Source organism: Acinetobacter septicus (assembly GCF_019355975.1).
In the GTDB taxonomy this organism is placed as follows: Bacteria; Pseudomonadota; Gammaproteobacteria; order Pseudomonadales; family Moraxellaceae; genus Acinetobacter; species Acinetobacter ursingii.
Map to the genome: position 1 here is coordinate 1,060,872 of NZ_CP079898.1, position 18,606 is coordinate 1,079,477.

The window sequence follows — 18,606 nt, forward strand, 5'->3', positions numbered from 1 at the left end:
TTTAACCATGACTCAGCTTAGAATCATCGTCACTGTTTAAAATATCTTTATTGGTTTGATGCATCAATTGACTGGTGATGGTACCTGCGGTCATTGAACCATTCACATTTAATGCGGTACGTCCCATATCAATTAACGGTTCAATCGAGATCAAAAGTGCAACCAAAGTCACAGGCAAACCCATGGCAGGCAATACAATCAATGCCGCGAACGTTGCACCACCACCCACCCCTGCGACACCAATCGAACTTAAAGTGACAACCAAAATCAACGTTGCAATCCATAGAGGATCAAAAGTATTAATTCCTAAAGTTGGTGCAACCATCGTTGCCAGCATCGCAGGATACAAACCTGCACAACCATTTTGACCTATGGTCGCACCAAAAGATGCTGAAAAACTGGCAATTGACTCAGGTACACCTAAACGCTGCGTTTGTGCTTCAATATTTAAAGGAATACTTGCCGCACTGGAACGACTGGTAAATGCAAAGGTTAAAACTGGCCAGACTTTTTTAAAGAAGCGGAGTGGATTAATCCCTGATAGCGATAATAAAATGCCGTGTACTGCAAACATAATCGCTAAACCCAGATAAGACGCAATCAAAAATCCACCCAGCTTTAAAATATCCGCCATATTTGAGCCTGCAACGACTTTGGTCATGAGCGCAAATACACCATAAGGGGTTAAAGTCATGACCAAACGTACGAGCTTCATAATCCAACCTTGTAAAGATTCGATTCCGCGTAATACACGTTGTCCTTTTTCTGGCTCATCTTTTAGCAGCTTTAATGCTGCCACCCCTAAGAAAGCAGCAAAGATCACTACACTAATAATGGATGTCGGATTTGCACCCGTTAAATCTGCAAAAGGATTGGTAGGAATAAATGACAACAATAACTGTGGTACATTTAAATCCGTGACTTTAGCGATATAATCACTATGTAGTGCTGATAATCGGGCTGTTTCCTGTGTGCCTTGCACCAAACCATCAGCTGTTAAGCCAAATAAATGGGTTACGCCGACACCGACAAAAGCGGCTATTGCCGTAGTAAACAACAAAATCCCAATGGTATAAAAACTAATTTTGCCCAACGAACTGGCATTATGCAGTTTAGCCACAGCCCCTAAAATCGAGATAAAAACCAAAGGCATCACTACCATTTGCAACAGTTTGACGTAGCCATTACCCACGATATTAAACCATTGCATGGATGCGCTAATCACTGGACTCGACTCACCATACACCAGTTGTAAACTCAATCCAAACAACACACCCAGCAACAAACCTGCGAGGACTTTTTTTGACAAACTCCAGTGAGTTTTATGCGTCCGCGTCTGTAAAATAATTAATCCAATAAAAATAATAATATTGATCAGCAAGGGCCAGTTCATACAGACACCTGAAAGTTGACAAAAATCGTTGGTAATATTGGAGCATAGATAGCTGTTACGAAACTAGCCCCTCATGATTTAATTGGTTAGACAGTAACGCCTATGTTTATAGTTTTTACTTCTAAGTATTTTATTTAAATGAATTTGTTAAAATATAACATGACTGATTTATTTAGCATCCAATACTCAACTTCTTTCATTCTTCCCTTTTAATTTGCTCTATGGGAGAAAAATAAAGGGGGGGTTAAACAATGATGAAAGAAGTCTACTATTTCAACACATGATGAAGTCCAAAAAATTAACCTCTCTAGGATGAGAGGTTATTTTCAAACTATTCATCATCCATATGCTGAATAATCGCTTGTGCAAATTCAGAACAACGCAATAGTGTTGCGCCTTGCATGAGTCGTTCAAAATCATAGGTTACGGTTTTTGCAGCAATTGCAGCAGAAATCCCTTTGATAATTAAATCCGCAGCTTCTGTCCAACCCATATCACGTAACATCATTTCAGCCGAAAGAATAATCGAACCCGGATTGACTTTATCCTGACCTGCATATTTCGGCGCTGTGCCATGCGTTGCTTCATAAACCGCAACAGCTCCGCCAATATTTGCACCTGGCGCAATTCCAATCCCACCCACTTCAGCAGCTAAGGCATCGGAAATATAATCGCCATTTAGATTTAAGGTTGCAATCACAGAATAATCGCTAGGACGTAACAAAATTTGTTGCAGAAAAGCATCAGCTATCACGTCTTTAATAATAATGTCTTTGCCAGTTTTAGGATTTTTAATTTTTACCCAAGGTCCGCCATCAATGAGTTCACCACCAAAGCGCTCAATGGCAAGTTCATAGCCCCATTCTTTAAATGCACCTTCGGTATATTTCATGATGTTGCCTTTGTGTACCAAAGTGACATTTGGTTTATCATGATCAATCGCAAACTGAATCGCTTTGCGCACGAGACGCTGTGTACCTTCTTTAGATACAGGTTTAACCCCAATACCACAACTTTCAGGGAAACGAATTTTGGTCACGCCCATTTCTTCTTCAAGAAACTTAATTATTTTTTTGGCTTCAGGCGAGTCAGTTTTCCATTCAATCCCTGCATAGATATCTTCTGAATTTTCACGAAAGATCACCATATTGGTGTGTTCGGGATGTTGAACAGGACTCGGAACCCCTTTAAACCAGCGAACAGGTCGAATACAGACATACAAATCCAATTCCTGACGCAAAGCAACATTCAGTGAGCGAATACCGCCCCCTACAGGTGTCGTGAGTGGACCTTTGATAGAAACGACATATTCACGTAATGCTTCAAAAGTTTCTTCGGGCATATACGTGCCATAAATAGTATTTGCTTTCTCGCCGCAGTATACTTCCATCCATTCGATTGAACGCTTGCCACCATACGCTTTTAGCACAGCAGCATCTACCACTGCCTTCATAGCTGGTGTAATATCCACACCAATACCGTCACCCTCAATGAAAGGAATGATTGGATGGTTTGGAACATTAAGTGATAAGTCTGCATTGACTGTGATTTTGTCACCATCCGCTGGAACCACGATCTTTTGATAACCCATTGTTTAGGTTCTCCCTTTTTAAACTGGCGAATCACGTGTGCCACTGAGGACATACGTTAAAGTTTATTTTTTAATCGCTAATAGTCTAATCCAAAACAGGTTTTTTTGAGATTTTAAGGTTGAATAACTACATTTCTCCATTAAATAAAAACCTTTTATTAACGGTGATGACCAATAACCAAAGTAGTTTATTGATATGAAAATTGTTGTTTTTAACAAGCCTTATGATGTCTTATCCCAGTTTCGGGAAGATACTGCGCATTTAACTGTTTCAAGTTTTATTCATGATCCTGAATTACGTATTGCAGGACGTTTGGATTTAGATTCAGAAGGATTGATGTTTTTAACTGATCATGGCGGTTTAAATCAGTTCATTACTCATCCAAGTAATAAAAAATATAAAACCTATCTGGTTCAGGTGGATGGAGATATCACTGAAGAAGCGTTGCAACAATTACGTAAAGGCGTAGAGCTGGCTGATGGTCTCACCTTACCTGCCACTGCGATGAAAGTTGATGAACCAGAATGGTTATGGGATCGTGACCCTCCTGTTCGCTATCGCGCAAGCATTCCGACGAGCTGGATAGAACTGCAAATTTGTGAAGGTCGTAATCGTCAAGTTCGCCGTATGACTGCCGCTGTTGGGTTCCCTACCTTACGTCTTATCCGTACTCAAATTGGTTCAATCAATTTGATCCGTCTAGGTTTACAACCGGGCGAACAAACTGAAATCGAGCCGTTGCTTTTCCCTGATTTTAAAGACCTGCCTGAGGACAAGCCTTACCGTTCTCGCTCTTATGTGAAGAAACCAGGCGGGACTGGCGGTAAGCCTATGCATCAAAAGAAAAAAGAAGGTGACAAGAAAGACCCGAATAAGAAAAAATCAGGTACCAAGCGTATTTGGCAAATGGATGAAAGTGAAAAGCCACGTCGTAAGACCAATGGTACAACTCGACCAAATACTAAAGCACCGCGTGGTCGTAACCGTAATGGTCGTTGAGATTTAAGTATTTTTAAAGCCCATAAGTGGGCTTTAAAATTTAGTGGAGTTTGAAAATATGCTTAAAAATATACGATTTAAAATAATCAGATTACTCATTTCAACTTATTTACCATTTCTACTTATCTCAATTTTTTTACTAATAAATCTACTGTACATCTGGTTTGGGAACTTCTTAATAAAAATAGAAAATCAAAATAATATCTCTCTTATCACATCATTATTAGGTAGCGCAGCCACAGTATTCGCAGCAATAACAGCTGCTGTGTTAGTTCTTAACTGGAAAACACAACATAATCTATCTTTGATCTCACGATTAATTAATGATATATGGGATTTACATGGACAGTTTACATCTAAAATCTATGTTCTAACCTATACATTTTCAATAGAAACAAAAGAGTCAGAATATAAAGTTACGTATGCAGAGCTTATAGAAACAGCAGTTCCGTTACGCTCAAAAACACAACAACTTCAAATTTTACTTGAAGGGCAATTTGATGAGAAAAATTGGGAGCTTATACAAAAATATTTAAACTATCTAGAAATGTTTTATCCTTGGTCTGCCTTAGAATTTCTAGAGTTTAAGGATGATCGATACGATTTTCATAATGAATTCCAATATGCGCACTCCGCTTTAATGAATGTTTGTAGAAAATACATTTCTCTAGAATAAAAAACCGATGCTTTTGCATCGGTTTATTTCACAATATGGGTAAAATAACCCGTATTATTTTGACTTAAATCGTTTCTAGCGCGGCATTCAATGTCGAACTTGGACGCATTACTGCTTCCACTTTCGCTGGATCAACCGCATAGTAACCACCGATATCAGCAGGTTTACCTTGAACTGCTGCGAGCTCTGCAACGATCTTATCTTCATTGTCAGCCAAAGCTTTCGCAAGTGGTGCAAACTTGGCTTTTAACTCAGCATCTTCATCTTGAGCAGCAAGTGCTTGAGCCCAGTACAATGCTAAATAGAAGTGGCTACCACGGTTATCAATCTCGCCAGTACGACGTGATGGAGACTTATCGTTGTCCAGTAATTTACCCGTTGCTTGATCTAAAGTTTTAGCCAGTAACTTGGCACGCTCGTTATTTTCCTTAATGCCTAACTCTTCAAGAGAAACAGCAAGGGCAAGGAACTCACCTAAAGAATCCCAACGCAAGTGATTTTCTTCAACCAACTGCTGTACATGTTTTGGTGCTGAACCACCCGCACCCGTTTCGTACATACCACCGCCCGCCATTAACGGAACGATAGACAACATTTTCGCAGAAGTACCGAGTTCCATAATTGGGAATAGGTCTGTTAAGTAATCACGCAAGATGTTACCCGTAACAGAAATCGTATCCAAACCACGTGCCACACGTTCAAGCGTGTAACGCATTGCACGGACTTGCGACATAATCTCGATATCAAGTCCAGTCGTGTCATGATCTTTTAAGTATTTTTCAACTTTTTTGATCAATTCATTTTCGTGTGGACGGTATGGGTCAAGCCAGAAAATAGCAGGCATACCCGAGTTACGCGCACGAGTAACAGCAAGTTTTACCCAATCACGAATCGGTGCATCTTTAACCTGACACATGCGCCAGATATCGCCTTCTTCAACATTTTGAGACAGTAAAACTTCACCTGTTTCAAGGTCAGTAATATTGGCAACACCCGCTTCAGGAATTTCAAAGGTTTTATCGTGAGAACCGTACTCTTCCGCTTTTTGTGCCATCAAACCTACGTTTGGCACTGTACCCATGGTACGTGGGTCGAAGTTACCATGCCATTTACAGAAATTAATCATTTCCTGATAAATACGCGCGAAAGTTGATTCTGGCATCACCGCTTTAGCATCATACTGCTTACCATCTGCACCCCACATTTTTCCACCCGCACGAATCATGGCAGGCATAGAAGCATCAACAATGATATCGTTTGGTGAATGGAAGTTGGTAATGCCTTTGGCTGAGTCTACCATTGCTAATGCAGGACGGTGTTCCTGACATGCATGTAAATCTTCAATAATTTCTTCACGCAATGAGGTCGGCAAAGTTTCGATTTTTTCGTAAAGACCTGCCATACCGTTATTGACGTTAATACCTAATTCGTCAAATAACTTACCGTGTTTTTCAAATGCGTCTTTATAATAAATTTTGACACAGTGACCAAATACGATCGGGTGTGACACCTTCATCATGGTCGCTTTCACGTGTAATGAGAATAAAATGCCCGCTTCACGACAATCTTCAAGTTGTTTCTCATAAAAGTCGCAAAGTGCTTTTTTGCTCATAAACATAGAGTCAATGATTTCACCATCAAGCAAAGCGACTTCAGGTTTAAGTACAATGCTTTGACCGCTTTTGGTGATTAATTCCATTTTCACTTTACGCGCACGGTCCAGTGTCAATGATTTTTCACCATGATAGAAGTCGCCTTCTTCCATATGTGAAACATGCGTTTGAGACCATTGCTTCCATTCGCTCATTGAATGAGGATGTTTTTTTGCGTAGTTTTTTACCGCAGCAGGCGCACGACGGTCGGAGTTACCTTCACGTAATACAGGATTTACCGCAGAACCTAGACACTTGCTATAACGTGCTTTGATCGCTTTTTCTTCGTCAGCGGTTGGGTTTTCAGGATAATCAGGAATTGCGTAACCTTTTGACTGCAACTCTTTAATACATGCAGTTAATTGACCCACTGAAGCACTAATATTTGGTAACTTGATAATGTTGGTATCTGGATCTTGGGTAAGACGACCAAGTTCTGCAAGATTGTTAGGTACTTTCTGCTCATCTTTTAAATATTCAGAGAACTCTGCGAGTACGCGTGCAGACACAGAGATATCGCTTTTGTCGATCTCAATGCCAGCTGGCTTGGTAAAAGTCTCAATGATTGGAAGCAGTGAGTAGGTCGCTAAAAGTGGCGCCTCATCGGTCAGTGTGTAAATGATTGTTGACTTTCCACCAGCCATATATATCTCCTGCTTTGGATTGCGTTGCGAGGAATGAGCTTGTGACCCTCTCCTACGAACCGATTTGCTTAAATAAAACCCTGAGAGTATCGACTCTCATTGCATTTCAGTCAACGTAATATCTAGTGATAACGACATTTCGCCAGAAAATAGTAAAAGTAAATCTTCTCAGCAATATTCGTTAAATTTATTATTTTTTTCGTTTAAATAAACCGTTGTACCTCAATACAGGTCTTACATGAGGCCAAATCCCTGTATTTCAATGAAGATGGCCTTATTTTTTTCAGTTAATTTTACATATTTTCTATCAAAATGAGATAAATAAATCGATAAAATAAAATTCTTTGTTATTTCTATGAGAAAAACTGTGTATAAAACAACACTTTTTGCACTCAGCCTGAGCGCTTCGAGTCTGGTATTTGCTCAAAATCCACTGAGTGTACATGTACTTAATCTTGAAAATGGTTTGCCATCTGCTGATGTCAATGTTGTTCTTGAAGCTCAACAAGGTGAAAAGTGGGTGCAAATCAATCAGGGTAAAACCGATGAAAATGGACGTATCACTGCACTTTATCCAGATGAAAAAACTTTAGCTAAAGGAACTTATCGGGTGACATTCAAAACTGGGGATTGGTTTCGAGAACATAATCAACGTTCATTTTTTCCTGAAGTGCCCGTTGTATTTGTGATTGATGGAGCTGTTGATCATTATCATATTCCACTCTTAATCAGCCCTTATGGCTATTCAACCTATCGTGGAAATTAATGTCTAGTAATATGAAATAGCTGATGATGATTTGAGTGGGTGCACTCTTTTACCTATTAAAATGGAGAGATTGTTACCCACTTCATTTACAAGTTTCAGTGATACATTTGATCTAAATCGATAAAACTGCTGAAATTTACATCTCATTGATTTAATTTTAAACGCTTAATCTTATTTTATTGTTTTTATCATTAAAATCGTTTGACACCCTCCTCAAATCACCCTACTATACGCCCACCTCTGAAACGTCCCTATCGTCTAGAGGCCTAGGACATCGCCCTTTCACGGCGGTAACCGGGGTTCGAATCCCCGTAGGGACGCCAATTTCAGATACAGCCTCATATAAGTCCCTATCGTCTAGAGGCCTAGGACATCGCCCTTTCACGGCGGTAACCGGGGTTCGAATCCCCGTAGGGACGCCAAATTCCAAAAAAGCCACTGCATAATGCGAGTGGCTTTTTTATTTCTATCAAATCGATCATGAGGAAATAGAGATTCTGACGAATCCCTATTTCCATTCAATATATTTATGCAGACTTGCGTGAATTCACCTGACCTTTAATCACAGCCTTGATATTACCCTTCGCATAATTCAAAAATACAAGAAGCGGCGATAGTTTCGGATTTGGCTTTTTGCCTTTTCCAATACTTCTAAATTGCGCCGCATACCAAATAATTTCCATAATCGCCATTTTATCGACAAATGGTAATCCTGTTTTAATTGGTTTGACTGCATATTTGACATCCTGCCCTGCAATCAAACGATTTGCTAAGTCCGTTTCAACTGCAAATGGACGTGCAATACCAATAAAATCACAAGCACCACTTTGCAAAGCGGCATTCATGCCTGCCACTGTACGAAAACCACCCGTAACCATCAGCTTACATGTAACTTGTTGACGAATTTTTTCTGCAAAGTCTAAAAAGTAGGCTTCTCGCGCAATGGTGCTGGCTTTACGTTTTTCTGATTTCGCACCTGCCATCGCAGGGGCTTCATAGGTTCCGCCAGAGATTTCAATTAAATCGATTCCAACGACATCAATGGCTTTAAATACTGTAATTACATCTTCTTCAGTAATGCCACCGCGTTGAAAGTCAGCCGAATTAAGTTTAACTGAAATGATAAAGTTTTCTGAAGTCGCTTTACGTACTGCTTTATAAATCTCAAGCAGGAAGCGCATACGATTTTCAATCGAACCGCCCCATTGATCCTGACGTTTATTGGTCAATGGCGATAAAAACTGACTAATCAAATAACCATGTGCACCGTGTAGCTGTACACCCTCGAAACCCGCTTTTTCACAAATACTTGCGGCTTTCGCAAAACGCTGAATAATATCCAGGATCTCATCTTGTCGAAGCTCACGAGGCGTTCCAAACATGGTAGCAAGCATAGGACTAAATGGCACAGCAGAAGGCGCCACCGTTTCTTTATTTAATCCTTTCGGACACTGACGCCCCGGATGAGATAACTGGATTAACTGCACCATTCCGTACTGCTTGCCAATATCTGCCCATTTTTTTAGTTCAACCAGATCACGCTCACTTTCAGCGACAACAACGCCAGGCTCATTTTTAGCACGAATATCGACCATCACATTGCCTGTAATGGCACAACCCAGCCCTCCTTTCGCCCATGCTTCATAAAGCCCAAGATGTAGTTGATTCGGCTGTCCTGCATCATTTGCCAATGCTTCACTCATCGCTCCCTTAATTAAGCGATTTTTAAATGTGGTATTTCTGATTTGAATTGAATCGGCAATCTGTGTCATGTTTTTCTCTTTTAAAAAATCGGAGTTATTCTTCCAATTTGAATTAAAAATTGAAGTTAAAGTCATCCTGTATTTGCAAATTGACAATACCACATGTCAATTATATGCAAAAGTTTAATATTGGCTTGCAGCAATGAGCTGACGGGTATATTCAGATTGCGGTTTTAAAAAAAGTTGCTCAGTATCTTGATATTCAATAACTTTTGCATGTCGCAATACCAAAACTTTCTGACATAAAGCGCGGACGACTTGTAAGTCATGACTAATAAACAAATAGCTCAACTGCTGTTGTTGCTGTAAGCGTCGCAATAACTGGACGATTGAACGCTGTGTCGTACGATCCAATGCCGATGTAGGCTCATCCAAGATAATCAACTTAGGCTTCAAAATTAATGCGCGTGCCAAAGCAATACGTTGCCTTTGTCCACCAGATAACTCATGAGGATAACGCTGTTTAAATTCAATCGGCAATTCCACTTTCAATAGTGCATCGTCAATCAAATCATCCATTTCATCTGCTTTAATGTGTTTGAGAACGAGTCCCTCACCAATAATTTGTGCCACCGTCATGCGTGGATTTAAACTGCTAAATGGGTCCTGAAATACAATTTGAAAATCTGTGCGTAACGGGCGAAGTTGATTTTCTTTTAAATGATTTAAGTCTTTGCCCAATAAAATGATTTTCCCATCGCACTCAATCAAGCGAGTTACTGCCAGTGCAAGTGTGGTTTTACCCGAACCACTTTCCCCTACAATCCCAATCGACTCGCCCTGAGAAAGGGTTAAATCCATCGGTTCTAATGCAACCACATAATCCTTAACTCGATTGAGTAACCCTTGTTTAATTGGAAATTTGACCTCAAGCTGTTGCAGCTCAAGTAATGGCTGCCCAGACTGGAGTTTTAATGCATGACCGAAATCATGATTGAGCAAATGTTGGGTATAACTGGTTTTGGGATGATTAAAAACATCATTGACCTGCCCTTGCTCCTCGACACCACCTTTGTTCATGACAATGACTTGGTCTGCATAGCGTTTGACCAGATTTAAATCGTGACTAATCAAAATCATGGCCATATTGCGTTTTTGCTGCAACGTTTTAAGCAGATTTAAAATCTGTGCCTGCAACGTGACATCTAGTGCAGTGGTGGGTTCGTCAGCAATTAAAATCTCAGGCTCTTGCGCCAACGCCATCGCAATCATGACCCGTTGACGCTGACCACCCGATAATTCATGAGGATAACGTCTCAGCTTAGTTTCAGGCTCAGGGATTCCAACATCATGCAACAATTCCAGTACGCGGCTTCGAACTTGCTGCTTTGACCATCCTTTTAGCAGCAATGTTTCACCGACGATTTTTTCCACCCGATGTAATGGATTTAATGCCGTCATCGGTTCCTGAAAAATCATGGCAATTTTTTGACCGCGAATCTGTCGATACTGCGCTTGATTGAGGTGCAATAGATCTTGACCTTCAAATAAAGCTTGACCCGTTATTTTTAAATGCTGAGGTAATAAGCCTAATAACGCCAGACTACTGATGGATTTACCTGAACCACTTTCTCCCACGATTGCTAGGGTTTCACCCTGTTTCAGTTCAAAATCCAGTTGTTGAACCAATACTTGACCCGTTTCATTTTCAATATGTAAGCCACTTACTTTCAGGCAAGTCATTTGCTGCATTTGATTATTGTCGTCTTGGATCGAATGCATCACGCGTCGCCTCCCCAACATAGATAAGAAGAGATAACACCACAGCCAAACTAAAAAAACCTGAGAGTGCTAACCACGGCGCGGTTAAATTATTTTTACCTTGTAATAATAATTCACCCAATGAAGCAGCATCAGGTGGTAAGCCATAGCCCAAAAAGTCCAGTGCGGTGAGTGCCGTAATATTGGCGGTGAGCATAAAAGGAAGCTGCGATAAACTCGAACTCATGGCATTGGGTAAAATATGCCGAAACATAATGGTTCGGTCTTTTACCCCTAAAGCACGCGCGGCACGGACATAATCAAAATTTCTTGCTCGTAAAAACTCTGCCCGAACCAGTCCAACCAGTGCTGGCCAGCCAAACAACAGCATAATCAGAAACAACCAATACACACTTGGGGTAAACATACTGACCAAAATCATGACCATAAACAGCATAGGTAAACCACCCCATACCTCAAGAATGCGTTGGCCAATCAGATCAATCCATCCACCATAGTAGCCTTGTATCGCGCCAACTATGATTCCGATCACTGCGGCAAAAAAAGTTAACGCAAAACCAAAGATTAAAGATACACGTAAGCCATAAAGAATCCGTGCCAATACATCGCGCCCCTGATCATCTGTTCCGAGCCAGTTTTGCTGGCTTGGTGGTGAAGGTACAGGCACTGCTAAATCCAAATTTGGAGTTTGATAAGAAAATGGAATTAACGGCCATACTGCCCACCCCTTATCATCAATTAATTTTTGAACTGCTGGATCTTTATAATCTGCCTCGGTTTCAAACACACCGCCAAAGGTCGTTTCAGGGTAGGATTTCATCACTGGAAAATAATAAGACTGATCGTATTTGACTAAAATCGGTTTATCATTGGCTATAAACTCTGCACCCAACGACAAAATAAAAATCAATACGAACAGAATGAAACAAGTAAAACCCAGCCGATTGTGTTTAAAACGTTTAAAACGCGCCTGCATCATTGGGGACATTATTTTGCTCCCCGTGATTCAAAATTAATTCGTGGATCGATCACCTGATACAACACATCACTGATCAACCTCAAAACCAAACCAAGCAAGGTAAATAAAAATAAAGTACCAAAAATCACAGGATAATCACGTTGGGTAATTGCCTCAAAGCCGAGTAAGCCCACGCCATCCAGATTAAAAATAATTTCAATAAACAAGTTGCCGACAAAGAAAATGCCAATGAGGGCTTCGGGTAAACCTGCAATCACAATCAGCATAGCATTACGGAAAACATGACCATAAAGCACCCTATTTTCGCTTAATCCTTTTGAACGTGCTGCCAGTACATATTGTTTATTCAGTTCTTCCATAAAAGAATATTTGGTCAAATAAGTTAAGCCTGCAAAACCGCCCAACACCATCGTCAACAAAGGCAAGGTCATATGCCAAAAGTAGTCTTTAACTTGCTCAAAAAAGCTAAGTTGATGAAAATTCTCAGAGACTAAACCCTGTAATGGGAACCAGTGAAAATATGAACCGCCTGCAAAAAATACAATCAGTAATACACCAAATACAAAAGTCGGCACAGCATAGCCAACAGCCAGCAGGATCGATGTTGCTTTATCAAAAAATAAACCATGTTGTTTAGCTTTACGAATCCCAAGGGGGATCGATACTAAATAAATCAACAAAGTACTCCAGAGCCCCAGCGAAATGGTTACTGGCATTTTTTCATATAACAGTTGGGTAACGGGTTTATCCTTAAAAAAACTGGTGCCGAAATCTAAGGTCAAATAACCTTTTAACATCAACCAAAAGCGTTCAGGCGCAGATTTATCGAAACCATATTGGGCTTTTATCTGCTCAATCATTTCAGGGCTTAAACCTCTAGCTCCCTGATAAGATCGATCAGATGAGATACTGACTGTTTCACCGCCACCACTTTGATTGATCCCCTGAAAATTTTCAGCCTGATGAATTGCCTGCTCAACAGGGCCACCTGGCGCAATTTGAACCACTAAAAAATTAATCAGTAAAATCAGAAATAAGGTCGGAACAATGAGTAAAAGTCGCTTAATAATATAGGTGCCCATGTTTTGGTTCCTTTGGCGTCTTTTGATGATTTATTGTCGGCGCAAATAATTTGCAACCGCTTGCGCTTTTTTAGGATTCGACCACCAGTAATCCAGTCCTACCGAAAGTGTCGGCAAGGTTTGAGGATGTTCATACATATCCCAGTAGGCATACCAGTTCTCCCCCTTTCCATAGGTTAAAATTTGATAATAACCTGCACGTAACAAACGATCTAGCACTTTGGTATGGGTGATCAGTTCCTCTCGACTAGAAGATTTCACCAGTTTTTGGATCACTGCATCAATCACAGGGTCTTTAATACCTGAAAAATTATAATTGCCCACCTGATCTGCGGCAGAACTACTCCAGAATTGAAATTGTTCATTTCCCGGTGTTAAAGACTGTGGCATCGCCAAGGTCGTTAAATCAAAATCATTACGGCGCATACGCTCTAAATACTGTGGCACATCGACCTGTCGAATCGATACTGTAATCCCGAGACGTTTAAGATTTCGCACCAATGGCATTAGAGTACGTTGTAAACCGTCCTGATGGATTAACAATTCAAACTGAATCGGCTTACCCTGATGATCACGTAATTGTCCTGCTTTAACGCTATAACCCGCATCAATCAATAACTGTCTTGCGGTCAGCAAATTTTGACGATTAAAACCACTGCCGTCACTCACGGGATATTTCCAGTCTGCAAGTACACCCTGTTTCACAATCGGATTTAATTTGGATAGATACGGCTGTAAAACTTGAAGTTCTGCTGCTGAAGGTTTCCCTCTCGCTGCCAATTCACTATTATCAAAATGGCTTTGTAAACGTCGATATTTGCCATAAAACAGGGCTTTATTTTGCCATTCAAAATCATAGGCATAACTGACAGCACGCCGAAATTGAATATCATTGAGTGGCGCACGACGGGTATTCATTACAATACTTTGCATGGTCATCGGATTACGATGTTTAAACTCAAATTTTTTGACCATCTTGTTGTTTATTGCAGGAAAATTATAGGCAGTGACCCACTTTCTGGCAGTAAATTCTTCTTGCCATGTATATTGCCCAGACTTAAATCCTTCAAAAGCAATATCCATATTACGGTAATAAACATATTTCAGGCGATCAAAGTTATACCGTCCACGATTCACGGCTAAATCTTTGCCCCAATAATCTGGATTGCGCTTGTAAGTAATGCTGCGTCCTGCATCAATGCGTTCAATCAGATATGGGCCTGAACCTAAAATCGGCTCCATGGTAATGCGGCTAAAATCTTTATTTTTCCAGTCTTGTTTGGAATAAATGGGAAGACTTGCCAAAATCATGGGCATTTCAGCATTATTTTCAGATTTAAAACTAAACTTGACCTGATATTTAGACAACACCTCGGTTTTTGCCAAATCTGCAATATACATTTGCAAACCCGGATTAGCCTTGCTTTGATAGGTATCAAAACTGAATTTGACATCTTCTGCTGTCAAAGGCTGACCATTACTGAACTTTGCTTTTGGATTTAAATCAAAAATAACAAAATGGGTATGTTCAGGATCAAAAGTAGCAGTCTTCGCCAAAAGTGGATACATCACCGCAGGCTCATCAAGCGAAGGCGACATCAGGCTGTCAAATATAAAATTTATACCGTCTGTAGAACTGCCTTTGCCATTCATACTATTCAGGTTATCAAAAGTACCATTGCTATATTCACTCAGTATGCCACCTTTGGGCGCCTGCGGATTGGCATAAGGCATATGACTCAATCCACTATATTTGGCTTTACTATGTATAGCGATATAAGGCGTCGTCTGTACCGCAGCATTAACAGTACCGCCATAAAAAATCACTGCCAAAATAGTACTTTTGATCAGCTGACCCATCATTGGATGATGGGCGCTATGCAAGCCTCGTCCTGAAATCAAATCCATCATCCGTTACAACTTATAAGTTTGGAACTTTAATGACATCACCAATACGAAGCTGTGCATTTTGTTTCAGGTCATTTAGATCTGCCAACTCGGTAATTGCCATACCAAACTTACTCGCTAAACCAATCAGCGTATCGCCCCGTTTAACCGTGTATTCAGTAATGGTTTTTGGAATTTGCAATGATTGTCCGCGCTGTAACGATGCACGTGCATTGAGATTATTTAGATCTGCCAAATCTTTTGCACTCATGCCTAAACGACTGGCAATACTGTTAAGTGATTCACCTGATTTTACGGTATAAGATTCAGTATTTGCGGCTGTTTTGCCTTTTGATCTGCTTTTTGGGCTGTCATCTTTGGTAGTTTCAGTTTTTGGTAGATCACCTTCCAATTTTAACTTTTGACCTACGCGTACATTAGCGTTACGACTTAGACCATTTAAAGCAGCCAAATAATTCAACTGAAGATGATAGCGGCTTGCGATACTCGCTAGCGTTTCACCTGATTTGACTGTATGCGTATCTGGTGAAGTTTCTTGTACCTCAACCTTTGCCGAAGCTGGAATGTCACCCGTTAGTTTTAATTTTTGTCCAACACGTAAACCTGCGCTACGACTTAAACCATTGAGCTCCGCAAGATCAGAAAGCTCCAGATCAAACTTATTGGCGACACTATTTAAACTATCCCCTGACTGAACGGTGTATTGCTCAGGAACGCTAGAATCCGCAGGAATTTTTAAGGTCTGTCCAACTCGAACACCGCTATTAGTTGAAATATTATTCAAGCTTGCAAGTTCAGCCAACGTCATTTTTGATTTTGCTGCAATACTCGATAAAGTATCGCCACGTTGTATCTGATAATTTTCAGTTTTAACTTGATTGGCTAATTTGCTGTTACGTGTTTCCTTTGGATCTGCTTTGTCATCATCACGTACAGTCACTTCATGCAAAGGCACATTAATTTTTTGCCCCACGTATAAGCTACTGCTTGCGGTCAATCCTGAGGTTAAATCAGCCAACTCCTGATTTGATAAAGCATAACGATCTGCAATCAATTTAAGATATTCACCACGCTTCACTGTATAGGATTTGGTTGCAACACGTGTCGTCTTTGCATCACTTTTCGCTTCTGTATTGCGATTCGACCCTGCATTATGTGTTGTACCGTTGTCTTTAAGAGAAAGTTTTTGCCCAACAAATAAACCACTGGTCACAGACAAATTATTATAGTCAGCCAGTTGTTTGACTGTGAGACCAAATTGATCCGCAACACCTGTCAGACTGTCGTTGGCTTTTACCGTATAACTTTCAGGTTTGGACTCGGCTTTAACAGGAACTGGTCGATCAATCGCTTGCGGTTTGGCATCATACAAATACAAAGTTGCCCCAACAAACAAAGTATTGTTCGGATCAATCTGGTTCCATTTTGCGATATCACGCCAGCTCACCCCATTTTTAGCCGCAATAATGGCTAAAGTATCGCCTGGCTGAACGGTATAAGTTGAACGTTTGCCTGAAGGCTGTACCACGACAATATCAGTATCCGTTTTAATATAAGGCTTATCTTTATTATTTTGTGCCTCATAACTATCTGCATTGACAGTTGCAGCTACAGCTTTAGGGTAAGCAAAGCCTTTGGTCACTTCCTTACCTTCAGTATCGGCAACTGACTGACTGGTCTGAATCGCAGTTAATCTGATTTTGCCATCATAAGGATCCACAATTTCGGTGCCTTTAGGTGCAATCGCTTTGAGTTCTGCAACCACCTGATCTTTTTCAGCCTGTGTCGGTTGTGGTTCTAAAGCCTGAGTCACTGTTTCCTTAACTCCTTCTTGCTTCACCAATGCCACAATTTGTTCGCGCTCAGACTTGGAAATTGGTGGTTCGGCACTTAAGGCTTTCACATTACTGGCAGGCGTCACTGCAACAGGAATACGGGGTGCACTCGGAATATCCGCACTGGCCGCAAATGCAGCCAGCTCATCTGCACTACGCGGCGTGGTTTTCAAAGGTCGAGTGATCGATGAAACAACTGTACTGCTGGTCGAAGGTCGACTGATACTACTCGCGGTCATGACGGGTGGTGTTGTACGACTTGGCGTTACAGTTTGAGTAGAACCGCGCGTGGATGTGTTAACAGTCACATTGGCATTAGGCGTAGCTGCTGTGTTATTGCTTGCCCAGAATCCAGAGGATGATTTTAAAGCTTTGAGCTTAGCATCCACTGATGGATTGACATCTGAAGGAATCAAAATACGCATTGGACTTTCTGGGTCAATACGTTCACCACGATAACCCGGATTCAATGCATAAAGTTCAGCACGGCTTAACCCTGTCAAAGACGCAATTTGATTTAAATCAACAGGTGCATTGAGCATGACTTCACGAAAGTGAGGACGATTGGCAATCGGCGGTAAGTTTACATTATAGGCTTTAGGATTTTTAATAATTTGAGCAACTGCCAGAAAACGCGGTACATAGTTCATGGTTTCCTGTGGCAATTTGAGTGACCAATAATCCGTTGGTAAACCCGCGGCTTGGTTTCGATTGATCGCCTGCTGAATACGTCCTGGTCCAGCATTATAAGCTGCCAGAGCTAACTCCCACGAGCCGAACTGATTATATAAGCTTCCTAAAAACTCATAGGCTGCACGAGTTGATTCCACGACATCACGGCGTCCATCATACTGGCTGGTTTGCTTTAAACCATAAATACGACCTGTACTTGGAATAAACTGCCACAATCCTGCTGCGGCTGCGCTACTGGTCGCTGCGGGATCGTATGAACTTTCAATTACAGGCAGTAATGCCAATTCAGTTGGAATGCCGCGACGTTCTGCCTCTTTCACCGTGTGATATAAATAGCGGCTGGCACGTGCGCTTAAACGATCCAGATACGGCTGGCGTGAAATAAACCAGCTACGTTGTGCTTCAATACGTGGATCCCAATGATTCAAGTCCATTTTAAAACCAACGGTCATGCGCTTCCAGACATCACCGTGTTTTAAAATCTGTAAGCGATCACCTTCAACCGCACGCATATCTGTTGCAGAAAGCAAATCTTCAAGTGAATCCAGACTGCTGGCATCCAGGTATCCTGAACCACCAACTTGTTTTGTTGTATTTGTTTTTGCAGTCTGTGGAGTTGAGGAACAGCCAGTGGTGAGACCCAATGCTGCCAAAGCAGAAGCCAATATCGTAATTTTAAAAAGTGATGCTGCGGGAAATTGCCACACCATATTGGTCGGTTTATACATAAAATGTTCCAAACAACTCGCGTAAAGTTTAATTCTTTGATATGCCATTGTAGTGAAGCATGTCGCTTAGACAAGGCAATAATTTAACGTGAATTGCGTGGAAATGTTACAAGAAATTAAAAAAAACAGTGAATCTACGGCTCGAAAAGCACGATTTGCATATACAATACGGGA

Annotated in this window: 12 protein-coding genes and 2 tRNA genes; 5 read left to right on the forward strand and 9 right to left on the reverse strand. The window is 40.9% G+C overall.

The window, feature by feature from the left end:
• Position 1: 1 nt before the first annotated feature.
• Positions 2-1,393 (reverse strand): L-cystine transporter, encoded by a 1,392-nt coding sequence (locus tag I6L31_RS05180; RefSeq protein ID WP_005005006.1) that lies wholly within the window; start codon positions 1,391-1,393, stop codon positions 2-4.
• Between the two features lie 331 nt (positions 1,394-1,724).
• Complete coding sequence (gene icd / locus I6L31_RS05185; protein WP_005005009.1) at positions 1,725-2,984, reverse strand: NADP-dependent isocitrate dehydrogenase; 1,260 nt, start codon at positions 2,982-2,984, stop codon at positions 1,725-1,727.
• Positions 2,985-3,180: 196 nt separating this feature from the next.
• On the opposite strand from icd, the gene I6L31_RS05190 reads away from it, so the two are divergent.
• Together I6L31_RS05190 and I6L31_RS05195 are read left to right on the forward strand one after the other, a co-directional pair.
• A complete protein-coding gene (locus I6L31_RS05190) occupies positions 3,181-3,984 on the forward strand; it encodes an rRNA large subunit pseudouridine synthase E (RefSeq protein WP_005005011.1) in 804 nt (267 codons plus the stop codon).
• A gap of 58 nt (positions 3,985-4,042) precedes the next feature.
• Positions 4,043-4,660 (forward strand): hypothetical protein, encoded by a 618-nt coding sequence (locus I6L31_RS05195; protein WP_005005012.1) that lies wholly within the window; start codon positions 4,043-4,045, stop codon positions 4,658-4,660.
• A gap of 64 nt (positions 4,661-4,724) precedes the next feature.
• Here the strand turns inward: I6L31_RS05195 and I6L31_RS05200 are convergent, their stop codons facing one another.
• On the reverse strand, positions 4,725-6,956 hold the full coding sequence (locus I6L31_RS05200; RefSeq protein ID WP_005005014.1) for an NADP-dependent isocitrate dehydrogenase: 2,232 nt from the start codon (positions 6,954-6,956) through the stop codon (positions 4,725-4,727).
• Positions 6,957-7,311: 355 nt separating this feature from the next.
• Between I6L31_RS05200 and uraH the strand changes: the two genes are divergently transcribed.
• The 3 genes from uraH (at position 7,312) to I6L31_RS05215 (ending at position 8,144) form a co-directional block, all read left to right on the forward strand.
• Positions 7,312-7,722, forward strand: coding sequence for a hydroxyisourate hydrolase (uraH, locus tag I6L31_RS05205; protein ID WP_004987069.1), 411 nt, complete (start codon positions 7,312-7,314; stop codon positions 7,720-7,722).
• A 247-nt stretch (positions 7,723-7,969) separates the two neighbouring features.
• Positions 7,970-8,045 (forward strand) — tRNA-Glu (locus I6L31_RS05210).
• Between the two features lie 23 nt (positions 8,046-8,068).
• Positions 8,069-8,144: transfer RNA gene (locus tag I6L31_RS05215), tRNA-Glu, on the forward strand.
• A 105-nt stretch (positions 8,145-8,249) separates the two neighbouring features.
• On the opposite strand, the gene I6L31_RS05220 is transcribed toward I6L31_RS05215, so the two are convergent.
• The 6 genes from I6L31_RS05220 to I6L31_RS05245 all read right to left on the reverse strand — a co-directional run bounded on the left by I6L31_RS05220 (position 8,250) and on the right by I6L31_RS05245 (position 18,432).
• Positions 8,250-9,494 (reverse strand): NADH:flavin oxidoreductase/NADH oxidase family protein, encoded by a 1,245-nt coding sequence (locus I6L31_RS05220; RefSeq protein WP_005005021.1) that lies wholly within the window; start codon positions 9,492-9,494, stop codon positions 8,250-8,252.
• A gap of 114 nt (positions 9,495-9,608) precedes the next feature.
• Entirely contained in the window at positions 9,609-11,207 is a 1,599-nt protein-coding gene (locus I6L31_RS05225) for an ABC transporter ATP-binding protein (protein ID WP_005005026.1), read from the reverse strand.
• A complete protein-coding gene (locus I6L31_RS05230; protein ID WP_005005027.1) occupies positions 11,182-12,195 on the reverse strand; it encodes an ABC transporter permease in 1,014 nt (337 codons plus the stop codon). The genes I6L31_RS05225 and I6L31_RS05230 overlap by 26 nt, the downstream gene beginning before the upstream one ends.
• Positions 12,195-13,268, reverse strand: a complete 1,074-nt coding sequence (gene yejB / locus I6L31_RS05235) for a microcin C ABC transporter permease YejB (protein ID WP_005005028.1) — start codon at positions 13,266-13,268, stop codon at positions 12,195-12,197. Before yejB ends, I6L31_RS05230 begins: the two co-directional genes overlap by 1 nt.
• Positions 13,269-13,298: 30 nt before the next feature.
• Positions 13,299-15,128, reverse strand: a complete 1,830-nt coding sequence (locus tag I6L31_RS05240) for an extracellular solute-binding protein (protein WP_051070642.1) — start codon at positions 15,126-15,128, stop codon at positions 13,299-13,301.
• A gap of 61 nt (positions 15,129-15,189) precedes the next feature.
• On the reverse strand, positions 15,190-18,432 hold the full coding sequence (locus tag I6L31_RS05245) for a LysM peptidoglycan-binding domain-containing protein (protein ID WP_005005031.1): 3,243 nt from the start codon (positions 18,430-18,432) through the stop codon (positions 15,190-15,192).
• Between the last annotated feature and the right edge of the window lie 174 nt (positions 18,433-18,606).

Bases quoted from the DNA above. Each gene is read 5' to 3' on its own strand.
- I6L31_RS05180 (WP_005005006.1), bottom strand. From the start codon at position 1,393: ATGAACTGGCCCTTGCTGATCAATATTATTATTTTTATTGGATTAATT.
- icd (WP_005005009.1), bottom strand. From the start codon at position 2,984: ATGGGTTATCAAAAGATCGTGGTTCCAGCGGATGGTGACAAAATCACA.
- I6L31_RS05190 (WP_005005011.1), top strand. From the start codon at position 3,181: ATGAAAATTGTTGTTTTTAACAAGCCTTATGATGTCTTATCCCAGTTT.
- I6L31_RS05195 (WP_005005012.1), top strand. From the start codon at position 4,043: ATGCTTAAAAATATACGATTTAAAATAATCAGATTACTCATTTCAACT.
- I6L31_RS05200 (WP_005005014.1), bottom strand. From the start codon at position 6,956: ATGGCTGGTGGAAAGTCAACAATCATTTACACACTGACCGATGAGGCG.
- uraH (WP_004987069.1), top strand. From the start codon at position 7,312: ATGAGAAAAACTGTGTATAAAACAACACTTTTTGCACTCAGCCTGAGC.
- I6L31_RS05220 (WP_005005021.1), bottom strand. From the start codon at position 9,494: ATGACACAGATTGCCGATTCAATTCAAATCAGAAATACCACATTTAAA.
- I6L31_RS05225 (WP_005005026.1), bottom strand. From the start codon at position 11,207: ATGCATTCGATCCAAGACGACAATAATCAAATGCAGCAAATGACTTGC.
- I6L31_RS05230 (WP_005005027.1), bottom strand. From the start codon at position 12,195: ATGTCCCCAATGATGCAGGCGCGTTTTAAACGTTTTAAACACAATCGG.
- yejB (WP_005005028.1), bottom strand. From the start codon at position 13,268: ATGGGCACCTATATTATTAAGCGACTTTTACTCATTGTTCCGACCTTA.
- I6L31_RS05240 (WP_051070642.1), bottom strand. From the start codon at position 15,128: ATGGGTCAGCTGATCAAAAGTACTATTTTGGCAGTGATTTTTTATGGC.
- I6L31_RS05245 (WP_005005031.1), bottom strand. From the start codon at position 18,432: ATGTATAAACCGACCAATATGGTGTGGCAATTTCCCGCAGCATCACTT.